The organism is Caldicoprobacter algeriensis (genome assembly GCF_023838525.1).
Taxonomy (GTDB): domain Bacteria; phylum Bacillota; class Clostridia; order Caldicoprobacterales; family Caldicoprobacteraceae; genus Caldicoprobacter; species Caldicoprobacter algeriensis.
The window spans coordinates 93,265-110,855 of the sequence record NZ_JAHUQD010000006.1; the positions used below are offsets into that span (position 1 = coordinate 93,265).

The window sequence follows — 17,591 nt, forward strand, 5'->3', positions numbered from 1 at the left end:
GCTAAAAGAGAAGGGCTACCAGAAATGTTTGGTAGCCCTTTTTCTATTAGAAATTTACAGGGAAGCCGTAAAATGCGCATTCCAGTATCTTCTTTAAATCTTCAGGCGATGCCTGCCTTGGATTTGATGCCGTACAGGGGTCCTGTGCGGCGTTTTTGGCTATGAAATCTACTTTAGAGGTAAACAGCTCTTCGGTTATCCCGTGTTCTTTAAGGGTGGGTGCTATTCCAATCTTGGCATTGAGCTCATTTATGCTAGCTATAAGGGAATCAACAAGCTGTTTGTCAGTTTGACCGGGAAGCCCTAATCTCCTGGCGATCTCCGCGTATTCCTTCATGCAGACTTTAGAGTTGTATTTGATGACGTAGGGCAGAAGTATGGCGTTGCAGCATCCATGGGGTATTTCATACTGTGCACCTATCTTATGAGCCAGACTGTGTGTGATCCCAAGTAGCGCGTTGCTGAAGGCCATGCCGGCGATGCACTGGGCAACGTGCATGCGTTCCCTTGCTTCCTTGTCGCCATTGTATGAGTCTACCAAGCTCTCAAAAATCGTTACTATTGCCTCCATTGCCAGAGGATCGGTGAATTTAGACCTGTTTGATGCCACGTATGCCTCTACAGCGTGTGTTAAAGCGTCCATTCCTGTATGGGCTACAAGCGTTTTAGGCATGGTCATGGGTATATCAAAATCCAGTATGGCTATGTCGGGGGTGATTTCAAAATCGGCTAAAGGATATTTGATTTTTGTTGAGTAATCGGTAATAACTGAAAAAGCTGTCACTTCTGTAGCCGTTCCGCTGGTTGAAGGAATAGCTATAAATATGGCCTTTCTCCTGAGCTTTGGCATGGAAAACGGCTTCTTTATGTCTTCAAAAGACAGTTCGGGATATTCATAAAATACCCACATGGCCTTGGCGGCATCAATGGGTGAACCACCGCCTATGGCAACGATGACGTCGGGTTGAAATTCCTGCATGGCTTTTGCCCCTGCCATAACCGTTTCTACCGAGGGGTCAGGCTCTACTCCTTCAAATACTCTGGTTTCTAGCCCGGCTTCTTCCAATATGTTCTGTAGCTTTTTTAAAAAGCCGTATTTTTGCATCGAGGAACCACCTGTCACAATCATTGCCCTGTGGTATCCCCTAAGGTTTTTTAGTTCTTCCATTGCACCTCTGCCGAAGTATATGTCTCTGGGCAGTGTAAATCGCGCCATGGGTTGGTCAACTCCTTTCCAAATCAAATTGTATTTTTCGATGCTATTATAATATTGACAAATAGTTAACAAAAGTGTTGGGCTGTAAGTGGATGTATTTTAAGGTTGAGTTGCATTAGTAGGATGCTAAAATGCACTGTGATATGTAATTTAGTGATTATTTTTTAATGAAAATTAATGCAAAACTCAACTTATAGCGCCAATTGTGTAAGTTAGGGTCCATTATGTGCATCATAAGGGCATTTGATTGCGCGATTTATTTTAAACCATTATCATATTTACCAAGTTTGATAATAAATTAACAATATCTCTGCAGATTGTATTGAATATTATGATGGGGAGGGCTGTAATGAATACCACAATCATTTATGGAAAAGTTGATCAAATTTTAAACAGATATGGTAATAAAAAGTCCGCGCTTATTGCCGTATTGCAGGAAGTACAGAAAGAATATCATTATTTGCCCCAAGAAGTGCTAAGTTATATTGGTGATAAAATGGGAATAAGCCGTGCCCGCATATTTGGAGTGGCGACTTTTTATGAGAACTTTTCGCTGGAACCAAAGGGCAAGTATGTCATAAAAATTTGTGACGGAACGGCCTGTCATGTGAAAAAATCCATACCTATATTAAATGCGTTGAGAAAAGAACTTGGTCTGAACGAGAACAAACGTACAACCGATGACATGATGTTTACAGTGGAGACGGTTTCTTGCCTGGGGGCATGCGGATTGGCTCCCGTCATTACCATCAATGATAAAGTATATCCAAAGATGACTCCGGAAGCAGCCATTCGGCTGGTAAAGGAGATAAGGGAGGCGAACCGACTTGAAGATTAAAGATATACAGCATCTTAAGGAATGTACACGCCTTTTTTCTGACTGTCTCAGCAGGCAAAAGAAAAGAGTGCTTGTATGTGCCGGGACGGGGTGTGTTGCAGGGGGATCCCTTGAGATATACAAGAAATTAAAGAAAATGATTGAGGATAAAGGTTTATACGTAGATGTAAGGCTTCAAGAGGAAAAGGAAGGAATTGGGGTTAAAAAAAGCGGCTGTCATGGGTTTTGTGAAATGGGGCCGCTTGTAAGGATAGAGCCATATAACTATCTTTATGTGAAAGTAAAGCTTGAAAACTGTGAAGAGATTGTGGAAACCACTCTTTTAAAGGGGCAGCCTGTAGAGAGACTTATGTATAAGCAGGACGGCAAAGTATATCCCATCCAGGAGGAAATTCCTTTCTACAGAAAGCAGATGCGCATTGTTCTTGAAAACTGCGGTCATATAGATGCTGAGTCCATTGAAGAGTATATAGCAAAAGGTGGTTATCACGCTTTGGCTTATGTCATGGAACAGATGACTCCCGAGGAAGTGTGCAGGGTGATAACCGAATCGAATTTAAGAGGGCGTGGAGGCGGAGGATTTCCAACTGGTAAGAAATGGTCTCAGGTACTGGCACAGAAAAGCCCTGTAAAATATGTCGTTTGCAATGGTGATGAGGGGGATCCGGGTGCTTTTATGGACAGGAGCATTATGGAAGGAGATCCCCACCGGGTGCTTGAGGGAATGATTATAGCAGGTTATGCCACCGGTGCAAGTGAAGGGTATATCTATGTTAGAGCGGAATACCCTCTAGCGGTGGAACGCCTTAAAAAAGCCATAGAACAGGCGCGCGAATACGGGCTGCTTGGAACCAACATACTTGGCCGTCGTTTCGATTTTGACATCCACATAAATCAAGGTGCTGGCGCATTTGTGTGCGGCGAAGGCAGTGCTTTAATTGCTTCGATACATGGCGAGAGGGGCATGCCAAGGGTAAAACCGCCCCGCACCACCGAGGTCGGATTGTGGGGTAAACCCACTGTACTCAACAATGTGGAGACTTTTGCCAATGTGCCTTTGATAATTCTTAAAGGGAGTAGCTGGTTTAGGTCCATAGGCCCTGACAACAGTCCGGGTACAAAGGCCTTTGCTTTAACCGGTAATGTAAAAAATACCGGTCTTATAGAAGTACCCATGGGAACCACCCTCAGAGAGGTTATATTTGATATTGGTGGTGGGATAAAGGACGGCAAAGCTTTTAAAGCGGTGCAGATAGGTGGCCCTTCAGGAGGATGCCTTACCGAACAGCACCTTGACCTTCCGCTGGATTTTGATTCTTTAAAGAAAGTGGGGGCTATGATAGGTTCTGGCGGTCTTGTGGTCATGGATGAAGATACATGTATGGTGGAAGTAGCCAGGTTTTTTATGAATTTCACGCAAAATGAATCCTGTGGTAAATGTGTACCCTGCAGGGAAGGAACCAAAAGGATGTTGGAGATACTGGAAAGGATAGTAGCGGGTAAGGGAACAGTATATGACCTTGAACTTTTGGAAGAGCTGGCTGATATGATAAGTAATACTTCGCTGTGCGGACTGGGTAAGACAGCGGCCTATCCGGTGATGAGCACTTTAAAATATTTCAGGAATGAGTACCTGAAGCATGTTATTGATAAAAAGTGCCCTACCGGCACCTGCATCGCTTTAAGAACATTTGTTATAAACGAAGAGCTGTGCAGGGGATGCGGTAAATGCGCAAGGGTATGTCCTGTAGGTGCTATAGAGGGGAAGGTAAAACAGCCTTTTAAGATAAACAGGGAAAAGTGCATAAAGTGCGGTGCTTGTCGGGAAGCCTGCCCATTTTCTGCGATAGAGGAGGTGTAATGGATTATGGCAGGAACGATGATTATAGATGGACAAAGGGTTGGATTTGACAAAGAAAAAAATATCCTGGATGTAATAAGAAAAGCTGGAATTGACCTGCCCACTTTTTGTTATCATTCAGAGCTCAGCATTTATGGTGCCTGCAGGATGTGCATGGTGGAGGATGAACGCGGCAGGACCATGGCTGCATGTTCAACCCCACCCAGAGATGGTATGATTGTAAAGACTAATACCCCTAAGCTTCAAAAATACAGAAGGATGGTGCTGGAGCTTATCTTGTCCAACCATGACAGGGATTGTACCGTTTGTGAAAAGAACGGAAGATGCAAGCTTCAAGAGTTGGCTGCAAGGTTCAGCATAAAGAATATAAGATTTGGCCCTTTATGTAAACAGCTGCCCGTTGATGAAAGCAGCGCATCGATTGTAAGAAACCCCAACAAGTGCATAATGTGTGGAGACTGCGTGAGGATGTGTGAAGAAGTACAGGGAATTGGTGTGCTGGGGTTTGCCTACAGGGGTTCGAAAATAAAGGTGACCACTGCCTTTGAGAGGCCTATCGCTGAGGTAGAGTGTGTAAACTGCGGGCAATGCGCTGCCGTGTGCCCCACCGGAGCACTGGTGGTGAAAAATGAAACCAGCAAGGTGTGGGATGTATTAAATGACAAAAACAAAAGAGTGGTAGCACAGATAGCACCAGCTGTTAGGGTAGCGCTGGGAGAGGAATTTGGCCTAAAGCCTGGCGAAATTGTAACTGGCAAAATAGTTGCCGCTTTGAGGAAGCTGGGTTTTGATGAGATATATGATACAGGGATGGCGGCTGATTTGACCGTCATGGAAGAAAGCAGGGAGTTTATGGGCAAGCTGGAGAAAGAAGAAAATTTGCCGTTATTTACTTCATGTTGCCCTGCTTGGGTAAAGCATGTTGAAGATAAGTACCCTCAGCTTTTAAAAAATTTATCCACCTGTAAGTCGCCACAGCAGATTTTTGGCGCATTGATTAAGGAGCATTATAAGAAAATTGATGAGGCTCAGGGTAAAGAGACTGTAGTTGTATCCGTCATGCCGTGTACTGCAAAGAAGTATGAAGCCGCGAGGCCAGAATACAGAAACAATGGAATACCGGACGTGGACGTAGTGATTACCACACAGGAATTGGCTTTGATGATAAAACAGGCGGGGATTGTGTTTAATGAACTGGAACCGGAATCTTTGGATATGCCCTTTGGCCTGGCCAGCGGGGCTGGGCTAATATTTGGGGTGACTGGTGGTGTAGCAGAGGCGGTGATCAGGCGCTGTTTAAAGGAAAAAAATCCTGGTGCACTCAAAGAGATTTCTTTTTCTGGTGTAAGAGGGATGGAAGGCATCAAGGAGGCTGCGATAAACATAGATGGGCGAGAGATAAAAGTGGCTGTGGTGCATGGACTGGGGAATGCCAGTAAACTTATAAGTTCAATTTTAGCCGGTGAAAAGAGATATGATTTTGTTGAAGTTATGGCATGCCCTGGTGGGTGTATAGGCGGAGCCGGTCAGCCAATCCCTCAAAGTTCTCTGGTAAAAATGCAAAGGGCCAAGGGATTGTATGATGTGGACAGGTCTTCCCAGATAAAGCGATCTGAGGAAAACCCCATAATAATGGCACTTTACAGTGGCCTTTTAAGCGAAAAAAGGTATCTGCTGCACAGATACCTGCATCATCAGAAATAATTAATGTAGCCAAATTTGTAGGGGGGATAATATGAAGACAATATACGTGTGCGTAGGCAGTGCATGCCACTTGAAGGGGTCGTACAACATAATAGACAGACTGCAAAAACTTATAAACGACAATAAGCTCATGGATAGTGTGCTTATCAAGGCTGCGTTCTGCCTGGGGCAGTGTACCAGGGGAGTGTGTGTAAGAATAGATGATGGGCCCGTGCTGTCGGTAAACGACGATAATCTGGAGGATTTTTTTAGAGAATATGTAATGGGCGGATAATCCATCCTCTATGCAATATATGTAAAATAGCCAGAGATGCTTTCTCTGGCATTTTTTATTATTATATGCTTTTTTGAGAGATACCAAAATTCTGAGCAGATGAAGGTACATTAAAAAAATAACTTCATTTATTGGATAATCATGTGGTAAAATGAATATGGTCTGACGTGTCCAGACATGTACAGACATAGCCAGACAGGACCTTTTAACATGCAGGAATTATGGCGTATGGAGAGGGGGAATGCATTGTGTTTGTGATAGATAAAATAGATACCAGTGATAAGTCGGAGTTTTATAAGCAGCTTAATGGCTATCTTGCTGGACTGCTCAAAGAAGAGGGATACTGGCTTGCAGCGCTATCCAATGCTGCTGCCTTGCTGTACACGTTGCTTCCTGACATCAACTGGGCGGGCTTTTATCTTTACAGGGAAGGGGAATTGGTGCTGGGTCCGTTTCAGGGGAAGCCAGCGTGCACCAGGATTGCTTTAAGCAAAGGCGTCTGCGGGACGGCAGCCAGCACAGGGCAAATTCAACTGGTTGAAGATGTGAACCTCTTTCCGGGGCATATTGTTTGTGATCCATCATCCCGGTCTGAGATAGTTGTACCTATTGTAAAGGATGACCGGTTGATAGGGGTTTTGGATATTGACAGCCCATATAGAGCGCGGTTTGATCGGCAAGATGCAGAGGGTTTAAGCTCGTTTGTAGAAATTTTGAATCGGTATATCGATTGGCCCGGAGAATTCAAGTGAGTTTGCAAAGGATTTTTGTGGAGGGGGAGATTGGGGTGAAAGTTAAATATCTTGGTACTGCTGCTGCCGAAGGGTGGCCAGGGATATTCTGCGGGTGTCAACACTGCAAAGAAGCAAGAAAAAGGGGAGGAAAGAATATCCGCACGCGCTCAAGCGCTCTCATTAATGACAGCTTGATGGTGGACTTCCCGCCCGATACATATTACCATGTCATCAATTTTGGGATTGATCTTAGCCAGTTGAAGCACCTGGTTATAACGCATTCACATCAGGACCATTTTTACACCGATGATTTGGAGCTCAGAAGGTCAGTGTTTGCTCACCTTGATGAGGGGAGTGTATTGGATATATATGGTAACAGGGCCGTTGAGTCTATTATGAGTGAAATACTCCACAACAATCCTGTATTAAAGGAATATTTGAATATCCATTATGTACCGCCCTTTGAAACATTTGAGGCGGGAGATATAAAGGTGACGCCGTTGTTGGCGCTGCATGCCCGAACCGAAGATTGCTATATTTATATATTTGAGGACAGAGATGGAAAGCGTATGTTATATGGAAACGACACCGGAATATTCCCGAAAGAAACATGGGAATATATAAAAGGATATTACTTCAACTTGGTGAGCTTGGACTGTACCATGGGGTCAGGACAAGATGGAAATAACCATATGGGGTTGCCCGATAACATAAAGGTCAAGGAGAGGTTAATTGAAATGGGGTGTGCCGATGAGGCCACCAAGTTTGTGGTGACGCATTTTTCGCATAACGGTGGTCTATTGCACGATGAACTGGTAGAGCTTGCAAAGCCTTATGGATTTGACGTTGCTTATGATGGGTTTGAGGTGTTTGTTTAGGCGTTAAATCATTTTTGTGCGCGAGAGGTGGGTGTGTGTGAATATACTGGTGACTTTGAATGCTGCTTACGTTCCGCCGCTTAAGGTGATGCTCAGATCGCTGTTTGATAATTGCTCTGAGAAGGTAGAGGTATATCTAATGCACTCTGACATAAAAGAACCGGAACTTGAGCGGCTTTCAGCATTTGTAGAAGCTTATGGACATGCACTTTACCTGCTGACGGTTGATAGGGAAATATTTGCCAAGGCACCAGTTAATTTTTATTACCCTCCTGAGATGTATTATCGCCTTATCGCGCATACCGTGCTACCTGAGCATGTTGACAGGATATTGTACCTCGACCCTGATATACTTGTGCTTAATCCAGTTGAACCGCTTTATTATACAGAGCTGGATGGCTATTATTTTGCTGCTGCCGCACACTCGAAGCCAGTGATAGACTATATAAACAGGCTCCGCCTCAGAACTGAGTCGAACAAATATTACAATTCGGGTGTGCTGCTCATCAATGTGGAACTGCTAAGGAAGGAAGTGGATATTCAACAAATATTTGATTATATACAGAAACATGCTCATGAGCTCATACTGCCTGACCAGGATGTACTGAACGGACTTTTTTGGCATAAGATCAAACCGTTAAATGAATATTTATATAATTATGATGCGAGGCGTTATCATACTTATTTAATTGCCACAAAGGGCCGTGTCAATCTGGATTTCGTCATACACAATACCGTTATATTGCATTTCTGTGGCAGGCAGAAGCCATGGCACCCAAATTATAAGTATCGTTTTGGCATTCTTTATAAACATTATCAAAAGCTGGTTCAAAGGACCGAGAACTGCCAGGAGTATGAGCTAACAGCTGAAGCCGTCAGATATATTTAATTAAAACTTTAGAGGAGTTTAACATGAACATAAAAACGGGGAAAGGCATAATCAATGCTGCCCCGTTTTTTGTTGTGCTTTTGACGACTGTTGTTGTACGAGTTTAAAAATTGGTTTAAAACCAAATTTGCTGTGGTATATATTTTACATCACCTAAAGAATTTGAAAATTTTAATGGAAGGAGGAATGTTATGAGAAATAAAGTGGCTTTTTACCGTTGTGAAATTTGCGGGAATCTGGTTGAGCTTATTAACAGGGGTGGAGGGGAACTGGTATGTTGTGGCCAGCCCATGACCGAGCTTAAGCCCAATACCGTGGATGCCTCTGTTGAGAAACATGTTCCAGCGGTTACCAGAAAGGATGGCAAATTGTATATTCAGATAGGTTCGGTTCCTCATCCTATGATACCCGAACATTACATTGAGTGGGTAGCAGTGGTGAGCGACAAGACTATGCAGAGGATTGCGCTGACGCCTGGTCAGGAGCCAAAAGCTGAAGTGGTTGATACCGGGGAAGAGGTGGATGTCTACGCTTACTGCAATATTCATGGGCTTTGGAAAGCAGAAGTGAAGTAAACTCCATCGTTTACAAGATGGAAGTGGATTGTGTTTGAGGCAAGCGCGCATGATTTAAAAACAAATGGATAATGTGCCGCTGGGCAAATAATTGACGGTTGGTATGTATTTTGAGAATGCAAGGTATGGACTAATTTTTCAGTGAAACTGCTTTTTGGGAATATGAATGTCATCTTGTGTTTAAGTTTAGACATATAAAAAGCTATTTTAAATTATGCAAAAAGGAGGAGATGGTTGTATGAAATCGCTTAAGGGTACCAAGACTGCAGAGAATTTATTAAAAGCATTTGCTGGCGAGTCGCAGGCAAGGAACAGGTATACTTATTATGCTTCTGTAGCCAAGAAGGAGGGCTATGTACAGATAGCCAATATATTCCTGGAAACGGCAGACCATGAAAAGGAGCATGCAAAAAGGTTCTTCAAATTCCTAAATGAAAGCTTTAATGGCGAGATGGTGGAGATAACCTCTGCATCCTATCCCGTTGCGCTGGGAGATACCAAGGCCAACCTGCTTGCTGCTGCCAACGGTGAACACGAGGAGTGGGCCGACCTCTATCCTGAGTTTGCTAGGGTTGCTGATGAAGAGGGCTTCCCGGAGATCGCAGAGGTGTTCAGAAGGGTTAGTGTAAGCGAGCAAAACCATGAGAAAAGATACAGAAAATTGCTTGAGAATATAGAAAATGATAAGGTGTTTAAAAAGGATACGGTTATTCTATGGAAGTGCAGCAACTGCGGATACGTACATGAGGGCAAAAATGCTCCAGTGCAATGCCCGGCCTGTGCTCATCCTCAGGGGTTCTTTGAGGTATTTGTGGAGCCCTATTGATGACAGGGGGTATGCACAAGATGAAGGAACGAGAAAGATATCTCGTTCCTTCTTTATTTTTGGTTGCAAGGCTGTTTTCATGTGGTGCATAAAAAAGGGATAATCATGAGAAAATATGGCAATAATATAATAAAAACGAGCACCATTGGAGGGAGATATATGAGGATGCGAATACTAAATCTTTTGGATGTACGCCATAATGATTCGCATTATGACGAAGAGTACTTTGACATATTGCAGGCTGTCAACCAGGCACACGCTGAATGGATAAATGCACAAAATTATTTCAATAGCGTAAGCGAACCTGAATTGGTAGATTATGCCATATACAACATGGAAGCCGCTAGGAAAAAGTACATGTACATGCTCAAGCAGGCTAAGCTGAGAGGCATTGAGGGCATACAGACTTTGCAATATTTTAACGAGTAAAGCATCGAAATTTATTACTGATGATTTTGTGGCTACAGTATGTGGCTTATGTGCTATATTTTAGAGTGTATACAACAGAGTAATAACATCATGATAATTTAATCGGATAGGGATTTGTGACTGTGCAAATGTTCAAGTACGCAGGCCGTCTGAATCAGTGGGTAAAATACTGGCCGCATTGTCATATAAGTTGGATCAACATCATAATTATAAAATATCGATAATTTATGTTTGGACTTGTTGACTGTGAATCTGGATTAAGGTGTGATTGATATGCCGGGGGTAATTCCATGGGATGTAATACTGGCTTATGCTGCTGGTCTGGTGCTTTTATATATCGTGGGATGGTTTTTGTTGGTACCGCTTAAAGTGATCCTCAAATTGATATACAACGCCATTATCGGCGGCATTATATTGTGGCTGTTAAACCTGGTAGGAGGTTTAATTGGCGTTACGGTGGCTGTAAATCCGGTTACCGCTTTAATTGTGGGTTTTCTAGGAATTCCAGGGATTATTCTCATTTTGGTTTTGCAGTTCATTTTGCTTTGATTTATCGATTCCTTTCTCCCAAGCCACATCCTCATCATCTATAATTCATCCCCTTTCTGGTTTTATTTTTATAATTTGTTGACAGTGGAAAACTCATCTGTTATAATTAATCTGATAAGTGTTATATGCACACCAAGTATTTATAATAGTGGGTTTTGTGAAACTGTTATAATTATATCTGAGCATCTGTTATAATACAATTTTATTTTTTGCCGCTTGTATTAGTACAGATGCTGTAAATTTAAGGAATTATGCATCGTAAAACGAAAGGAGGAAATCTTTAAATGGGTAGGATGATAGAGATTCGCTGGCACGGAAGAGGGGGACAAGGTGCCAAGACCGCATCTCTCTTGCTAGCTGAAGCTGCTTTTGACACTGGCAAGTATGTGCAAGGGTTCCCGGAATATGGTCCGGAGCGAATGGGAGCGCCCATTACCGCCTATAACCGCATCAGCGATGAACCAATTACCATACATTCCAATATTTATGAACCTGACTACGTTATAGTGGTGGACGAGACGCTGGTATCGGCGGTGGACGTAACGGCTGGCCTCAAGAAAGATGGGGCTATTGTGATAAATTCAGCTAAGGATCCTGAGGAGTTCAGACCGTTATTGAAGGGTTTTGAGGGCAAGATTTATACCATAGATGCGAGAAAGATATCGGTAGAGGAGCTGGGACGTTACTTTCCCAATGTGCCTATGTTGGGTGCGATTGCCAAAATCACCAAGTTGATGGACGAGGATGTCTTCATTGAAGCTATGGAGAGGTCGTTCCATCACAAGTTTGCTACTAAACCCCATGTGATAGAAGGGAATATGAGGGCTCTCAAGCGGGCCATGCAGGAGGTGAAGGGGCTATGACCAAAGAGCGCAAGATGAACATAAGAGAGGACATGTCATGGAGAGAGATGCCGCAGGGTGGACATATCATAGATGCCGGTAATGCAGAGGACTTCAAAACTGGTGACTGGCGTTCCATGAGGCCAGTGTGGTTGCCAGACAAGTGCAAGCAGTGTTTGCTGTGCTGGCCGGTATGTCCCGATATGGCTATTCCTGTGGAGAACGGCAAGAGAAAGGACTTTGACTTTGACCACTGCAAGGGTTGTGGAATTTGTGTAGAGGTATGTCCGTTTAAAGCCATTGATTTTGTGGAAGAAGGTAAGTAAGGGAGGGGAATGTGGAAATGGCAATCAAGGATAAGTTGAGCGGTAATGAAGCTATAGCTGTGGCTATGCGCCAGATCGACCCGGATGTCGTGGCGGCATTTCCTATTACGCCATCGACCGAAGTGCCCCAATACTTTTCTCAGTTTGTCGCCAATGGCCAGGTACACACCGAGTTTGTGGCCGTTGAGTCAGAGCACAGTGCGATGAGCGCATGTATAGGTGCTGAGGCAGCTGGTGCCAGGACCATGACGGCTACCTCTTCGCAGGGTCTGGCATTGATGTGGGAGATGCTGTATATAGCTGCTTCGCTGCGTTTGCCCATTGTCATGTCGGTTATAAACCGAGCCTTGTCTGGCCCCATCAACATTCACAATGACCACAGCGATAGCATGGGTGCTAGGGATTCGGGCTGGATTCAGCTGTACTGCGAAAACAATCAGGAGGCTTATGACAACCTGATTCAGGCTATTCGTATTGCCGAGCACAAGGACGTGCAGTTGCCCGTAATGGTGTGTTACGATGGATTTATCACCAGCCATGCGGTTGAGAATATAGAACTTATCGAGGATGAGAAGGTCAAAGCATTTATCGGAGAATACAGGCCGCAACACTATTTGCTTGACAGGGACAATCCTATCTCGATGGGGCCCTTGGATATGCCCGCATATTACTTTGAACACAAGCGTGCACAGGCAGAGGCCATGAAAAATGCAAAGAGGGTGATCTTGGAGGTTGCGCAGGAGTTTGAGAAGCTGACAGGCAGGAAGTACGGATATTTTGAAGAATACAAGATGGAAGATGCTGAAGTGGGTATTGTCATAATGAACTCTACAGCCGGTACTGCTAAGTTTGTTGTGAACGAGCTGCGCAAGCAGGGCATCAAGGCCGGTTTAATCAAGTTGAGGGTGTTCCGCCCATTCCCGTTTGAGGAGCTGGGTAAAGCCCTGTCGCATTTGAAAGCTGTGGCCATTATGGACAAGGCTGATAGCTTCTCGGGAGCAGGTGGCCCGTTGTTTACAGAGGTAAGAAGCGCCATGTTTGATTACGCGAAAGATACCAAGGCTGTGAGCTATATATACGGTCTAGGTGGCCGGGATGTGCGTCCTGATGAGATCATGAGCGTATATCAAGACCTGCTGGAGATCGCGAGGACCGGTCAGGTAAAATCGACTTTCAACTACCTGGGCGTAAGAGAATAGGAGGTGTGCAAGGTGGCATACAATCTGAAGACTTTGACAGAAAAAGAGGAACGCTTTACCGGGGGCCACAGGATGTGTGCAGGTTGTGGTGCTCCTATCGTGGTGAGAACTGTACTCAGGGCCTTGAAGCCCGAGGACCACGCGGTTATTGGAGTGGCTACGGGTTGCCTTGAAGTTTCGACCTGCTTGTATCCTTACACCGCCTGGAAAGATTCGTTTATCCACAGCGCGTTTGAGAATGCTGCTGCTACCGTTTCGGGAGCCGAGGCTGCATATCGTGCGCTGGCCAAGGTTGGCAAGGTTAAGGGTACTACCAAGTTTATCGCCTTTGGCGGGGACGGTGGTACTTATGATATAGGTTTCCAGGCTCTTTCGGGAGCTATGGAAAGAGGTCATGATATGGTGTATGTTTGCTATGATAATGAGGCTTATATGAACACCGGAATACAGAGGTCTTCGTCCACTCCTAAATATGCCGATACCACCACTTCGCCTGCTGGAAGCGAGATACCCGGTAAGGTTCAGTTTAAGAAGGATTTGACCATGATCATGGCTGCCCACAATATTCCCTATGTGGCTCAGACCGCTCCATTTAGAAACTTAAAGGACCTTTATGAGAAGGCTGAAAAAGCCATATACACGCCCGGGCCGGCGTTCTTAAACGTATTGGCGCCCTGTCCACGCGGGTGGAGATACAATACTCCCCAGCTGATGGAGATTGTAAGGTTGGCTATAGAGACCTGTGTATGGCCTCTCTATGAAGTTATAGAGGGTAAGTTTATCTTGAACTACAAGCCCAAAAATAAGCTTCCTGTGGTGGAATATCTAAAGCCACAGGGTAGGTTCCGTCACTTGTTTACCAAGGAAAATGAAGGATTGCTCGAGGAGATCCAGAAGGAAGTGGACAGGAGATGGAATAGGTTGCTGGAGCTGTGTGGAGAGGCGTAAAGCTTGGTTAAAAATAAAAAAGCACGTATGGGGTCTCCTCTCATGCGTGCTTTTTGTTTTTTTGTTAAAATTTTTGATTTTGGTGTAAAAATTCTATTAATCAGCAAAGCTTTCAGCGGCTGATTTTTGGGCTTGCTTTTACACAAATTCCGTCTTCAAAGGCAAAATGGAATTTTTACAGTAGAGTCAATTTTTAATTCTAAATTTTTAGCGTTCAAGCCAATTCATAGTAGCGACCTAGGCTTTGACCTATTGAATCCTTTATTATCTCATATGCTGTGCAGTCTTCTATTTGTGTGTGATATTGCTTAATCAGTTCATATAGCAGTGATTTTTCTTTGGAGGCTATTATTTCATATATGGCATCTAAATGAATAGGTCTATTTACCAGTGGCTGAAGGTTGGGGCAATCAGATGAAATTTTTATTTTTACGGTATTCATATCTTGCTGCTGGGCCTCAACCTCTACTGTTCTATTACACAACGCACATCTGGAGGCGTATTTACACATTTGCAACACCTCCTTTCTCAGAAATGCCATACTTTTGAACTTGATTTTCCGGATATTCTGTACTATTATTATACCATGAATACCAGGGGATAGAAACGTATTTTTTATTTAATAATTGTAAATTTTTTGACAGATGCAATTAGTGATGATATAAATTTCACATTAAATTGTTATATTTTTAGCGTAAGCATAAAAGCTTAAAGTATTGGGGTTAACACATTTGAATTGTAGATAAGCAGACGGCGTGTATAGATGGATTTGTTGATAAATGTATATTGTGCTGTTTGTGAGTTGATATCTAGGTGAATGTTTGATGGTTTATCAGGTTGAAGTTGTATATGAAGTTATATTATAATGTAAAAAGGATAAATAATTCACAAAAAGCATGGAGTTTTTCTGTAAAATTGACATAAACAAAACAAAGGGGCTTTTGCTTTATGGATGCTGTGGATACCGAGAAACTGTGGGCACAGCTGATACGGGCTGTAGAGACATGTCAAAAATGTGACCTGTGCAAAACCCGGACGCATGTCGTTCCGGGTGAAGGAAACCGGAATGCCGATTTGATGTTTATCGGTGAAGGGCCGGGACGTGACGAAGATTTGACCGGGAGGCCATTTGTGGGCAAAGCGGGGCAGCTGCTCAATAAGATGATAGCGGCCATTGGGCTCAAGAGGGAAGAGGTGTATATAGCCAACATTGTAAAGTGTCGTCCGCCGGGCAACAGGGTGCCGCGGGAGAGCGAGGCTGAGAGCTGCCTGCCTTATCTTAGAAGGCAGGTTTACCTTGTACGCCCGCGAATAATAGTGTGTTTGGGTGCCACAGCAATGCGCTATGTAATAGACAAGAATGCTTCCATAACATCGATACGGGGTCAGTGGTTTGAGAAAAAAGGTTATTGGTTGATGGCCACATATCATCCTGCTGCGCTGCTCCGGGATCCAGCCAAAAAGTATGATGCCTGGGAAGATTTTAAAAAAATAAGGGATAAATTGCACGAATTAGGGTTAAAGCCGTAGCAAAAAATATTATCTAAACTAATAATGCCTTCTATTAAAAGGGAGATGTGAGAGTGCCGGTAAGTAGAAAAACTAGTAGAAAAGCTAAGCAGCTCCAGAAATTGAGACAGGAAAGCATTTCTTTTTTTAAGGAGATATATAAGGATGAGGGAAAGGTTCTGGTGTTTGGTGAAGGAAATCCCGATGCGCCGTTGGTGTTGGTAGGTGAGGCACCCGGGCACCAGGAAGTAGTGCAGCAAAGGCCTTTTGTGGGACAGGCCGGCGAAAATCTCAATAAATTTTTGGGAATACTTGGTATAAAGCGAGAGGATATTTACATTACCAACGCTGTCAAGTTTAGGCCCACCAAGGTTGACACGACGACCGGCCGAGTATCCAACCGCCCGCCCAACAGGGAGGAGATAGAACTCTGTAGGGGCTTGCTCTACAACGAGCTCAGTATCATCCGCCCGGTGCTGGTGGTGAGCCTGGGCAATATTCCCCTAAAGGTACTGACTGATGACAATAAAATTGCCATAGGGCAGGTACACGGTACCCCAATCGAGATAGCGATAGGCGAAGAGGGATTAAAGATGACCCTGTTCCCGCTGTATCACCCGGCCAGCATAATATACCGTCCGCAGTTGAAGGAGATATACCTTGAAGATGTAAAAAGGTTGAAACGTTACTTGCAGGATATAGGAGTGTTATAGTGATAAGATGTTAGGATATACCTGGGTTTGTATGATGTATAGAAAATGCTTTAGCAAGGCATTAAGACTAGGATGTTAAAAGGTACACCGATACTTTTAATAAAAAAGAATTCTTATTGGGAAAAGGGAGCTTACTATTTAAGGTTTCAAGAATTCGATAGTTGTAATGTTCGTAAGTCATCGAATTTCCAAATAAATTTGTAAAACAGCAACTTGCATTAAACATAATTGACGGAGAGGATGAATAAGTGATGGAACAAAAGAAGAGGATTTTTAGCGGAGTACAGCCATCGGGCAATATCACCCTTGGCAATTATTTGGGAGCAATTAAGAACTGGGTGTCGCTTCAGGAGGAGTATGACTGTTTTTACTGCATAGTTGACCTCCATGCTTTGACGGTGCGGCAGGACCCTGAGGAGCTCCGGCGCAGGAGCTTGTCCCTGTTTGCGCTTTACATGGCTTGCGGGCTGGATGTGGAAAAGAACACCGTATTCGTTCAGTCGCATGTGAGCGCCCATGCCGAGCTGGCCTGGATTTTGAACTGTTATACCTACATGGGTGAGCTGAGCCGAATGACCCAGTTTAAGGAGAAGTCCAGGAAGCACAGGGACAACATCAATGCGGGATTGTTCACCTATCCCGTACTCATGGCGGCTGATATACTGCTGTACCAGACCCACCTTGTTCCGGTGGGTGAGGACCAGAAGCAGCACCTGGAGCTGACCAGGGATATCGCTCAAAGATTTAACAGCCTTTATGGTGACGTGTTTGTCGTGCCGGAGGTGTATATTCCCAAGGTGGCTGCCAGGGTGATGAGCCTGCAGGACCCCACCAGGAAGATGTCAAAATCCGATGAAAACCCCAATGCCTACGTTTCTTTGATGGATGAGCCGGACGTGATCATGAAGAAGTTTAAGAGAGCCGTTACCGACTCGGGAAGAGAAGTAAAATACGATGAAGAAAACAAGCCCGGCATAAGCAATCTTATGAACATATATGCCGCCATTACCGGTAAGACCTATAATGAGATTGAACGAGAATTTGAGGGTAAAGGTTACGGTGACTTCAAAAAAGCCGTGGGTGAGTGCGTGGTTGAAGCATTGAAGCCAATTCAACAGCGTTACTATGAGCTTATGAAGGACGAGGATTATCTGGTAAAATTGATGAAGGAAGGGGCTCAAAGGGCAGCAAGCGTGGCCTCCCAGACGCTCAAAAAGGTGTATGAGCGGGTAGGCCTGATTGTATGATTTAATTTATTGCAGATGCCAAAATTGCTCGAAA

20 protein-coding genes are annotated in these 17,591 nt (G+C 44.1%); 18 read left to right on the plus strand and 2 right to left on the minus strand.

The annotated features are described in order from the left end of the window. Positions 1-46 precede the first annotated feature (46 nt). Positions 47-1,216, minus strand: a complete 1,170-nt coding sequence (locus KVG29_RS05485; protein ID WP_252227235.1) for an iron-containing alcohol dehydrogenase — start codon at positions 1,214-1,216, stop codon at positions 47-49. A 349-nt stretch (positions 1,217-1,565) separates the two neighbouring features. Between KVG29_RS05485 and KVG29_RS05490 the strand changes: the two genes are divergently transcribed. The 15 genes from KVG29_RS05490 (at position 1,566) to KVG29_RS05560 (ending at position 14,088) form a co-directional block, all read left to right on the plus strand. After that, positions 1,566-2,054, plus strand: a complete 489-nt coding sequence (locus KVG29_RS05490) for an NADH-quinone oxidoreductase subunit NuoE family protein (protein WP_252227236.1) — start codon at positions 1,566-1,568, stop codon at positions 2,052-2,054. Beyond that, on the plus strand, positions 2,050-3,915 hold the full coding sequence (locus tag KVG29_RS05495; protein WP_252227270.1) for an NADH-ubiquinone oxidoreductase-F iron-sulfur binding region domain-containing protein: 1,866 nt from the start codon (positions 2,050-2,052) through the stop codon (positions 3,913-3,915). Before KVG29_RS05490 ends, KVG29_RS05495 begins: the two co-directional genes overlap by 5 nt. Before the next feature lie 6 nt (positions 3,916-3,921). Next, positions 3,922-5,619, plus strand: coding sequence for a 2Fe-2S iron-sulfur cluster binding domain-containing protein (locus KVG29_RS05500; RefSeq protein ID WP_252227237.1), 1,698 nt, complete (start codon positions 3,922-3,924; stop codon positions 5,617-5,619). A gap of 31 nt (positions 5,620-5,650) precedes the next feature. Then, a complete protein-coding gene (locus KVG29_RS05505) occupies positions 5,651-5,893 on the plus strand; it encodes a (2Fe-2S) ferredoxin domain-containing protein (protein ID WP_252227238.1) in 243 nt (80 codons plus the stop codon). Positions 5,894-6,141: 248 nt separating this feature from the next. Continuing rightward, positions 6,142-6,645: a GAF domain-containing protein gene (locus KVG29_RS05510; RefSeq protein WP_338084619.1), complete on the plus strand. Its 504-nt coding sequence runs from the start codon at positions 6,142-6,144 to the stop codon at positions 6,643-6,645. Positions 6,646-6,680: 35 nt separating this feature from the next. Beyond that, positions 6,681-7,505 carry an MBL fold metallo-hydrolase gene (locus tag KVG29_RS05515; protein ID WP_252227239.1) on the plus strand — a complete coding sequence of 275 codons (825 nt, stop codon included), beginning with the start codon at positions 6,681-6,683 and terminating at the stop codon, positions 7,503-7,505. A 37-nt stretch (positions 7,506-7,542) separates the two neighbouring features. Next, entirely contained in the window at positions 7,543-8,394 is an 852-nt protein-coding gene (locus KVG29_RS05520) for a glycosyltransferase family 8 protein (protein WP_252227240.1), read from the plus strand. 191 nt (positions 8,395-8,585) lie between these two features. Further along, entirely contained in the window at positions 8,586-8,969 is a 384-nt protein-coding gene (locus tag KVG29_RS05525; RefSeq protein WP_252227241.1) for a desulfoferrodoxin, read from the plus strand. Between the two features lie 238 nt (positions 8,970-9,207). Next, entirely contained in the window at positions 9,208-9,795 is a 588-nt protein-coding gene (gene rbr, locus KVG29_RS05530) for a rubrerythrin (RefSeq protein WP_252227242.1), read from the plus strand. Between the two features lie 159 nt (positions 9,796-9,954). Continuing rightward, the gene (locus KVG29_RS05535; protein ID WP_252227243.1) at positions 9,955-10,224 is read left to right on the plus strand and encodes a YaaL family protein; all 270 of its coding nucleotides are present in this window, start codon (positions 9,955-9,957) and stop codon (positions 10,222-10,224) included. Positions 10,225-10,497: 273 nt separating this feature from the next. Then, positions 10,498-10,773, plus strand: a complete 276-nt coding sequence (locus KVG29_RS05540) for a pro-sigmaK processing inhibitor BofA family protein (protein WP_252227244.1) — start codon at positions 10,498-10,500, stop codon at positions 10,771-10,773. A 284-nt stretch (positions 10,774-11,057) separates the two neighbouring features. Further along, the gene (locus tag KVG29_RS05545; RefSeq protein WP_252227245.1) at positions 11,058-11,636 is read left to right on the plus strand and encodes a 2-oxoacid:acceptor oxidoreductase family protein; all 579 of its coding nucleotides are present in this window, start codon (positions 11,058-11,060) and stop codon (positions 11,634-11,636) included. Beyond that, a complete protein-coding gene (locus tag KVG29_RS05550; RefSeq protein WP_252227246.1) occupies positions 11,633-11,941 on the plus strand; it encodes a 4Fe-4S binding protein in 309 nt (102 codons plus the stop codon). The genes KVG29_RS05545 and KVG29_RS05550 overlap by 4 nt, the downstream gene beginning before the upstream one ends. A 17-nt stretch (positions 11,942-11,958) precedes the next feature. Next, complete coding sequence (gene porA / locus KVG29_RS05555) at positions 11,959-13,140, plus strand: pyruvate ferredoxin oxidoreductase (RefSeq protein WP_252227247.1); 1,182 nt, start codon at positions 11,959-11,961, stop codon at positions 13,138-13,140. 12 nt (positions 13,141-13,152) lie between these two features. Continuing rightward, complete coding sequence (locus tag KVG29_RS05560) at positions 13,153-14,088, plus strand: thiamine pyrophosphate-dependent enzyme (RefSeq protein WP_252227248.1); 936 nt, start codon at positions 13,153-13,155, stop codon at positions 14,086-14,088. A gap of 214 nt (positions 14,089-14,302) precedes the next feature. On the opposite strand, the gene KVG29_RS05565 is transcribed toward KVG29_RS05560, so the two are convergent. Further along, on the minus strand, positions 14,303-14,599 hold the full coding sequence (locus KVG29_RS05565) for a DUF6951 family protein (protein ID WP_252227249.1): 297 nt from the start codon (positions 14,597-14,599) through the stop codon (positions 14,303-14,305). Between the two features lie 437 nt (positions 14,600-15,036). Between KVG29_RS05565 and KVG29_RS05570 the strand changes: the two genes are divergently transcribed. The 3 genes from KVG29_RS05570 (at position 15,037) to trpS (ending at position 17,557) form a co-directional block, all read left to right on the plus strand. Continuing rightward, positions 15,037-15,618 (plus strand): uracil-DNA glycosylase, encoded by a 582-nt coding sequence (locus tag KVG29_RS05570; protein WP_252227250.1) that lies wholly within the window; start codon positions 15,037-15,039, stop codon positions 15,616-15,618. 53 nt (positions 15,619-15,671) lie between these two features. Next, positions 15,672-16,310: a uracil-DNA glycosylase gene (locus tag KVG29_RS05575; protein WP_252227251.1), complete on the plus strand. Its 639-nt coding sequence runs from the start codon at positions 15,672-15,674 to the stop codon at positions 16,308-16,310. Between the two features lie 251 nt (positions 16,311-16,561). Beyond that, a complete protein-coding gene (trpS, locus tag KVG29_RS05580; protein WP_276576418.1) occupies positions 16,562-17,557 on the plus strand; it encodes a tryptophan--tRNA ligase in 996 nt (331 codons plus the stop codon). Positions 17,558-17,591: the final 34 nt, after the last annotated feature.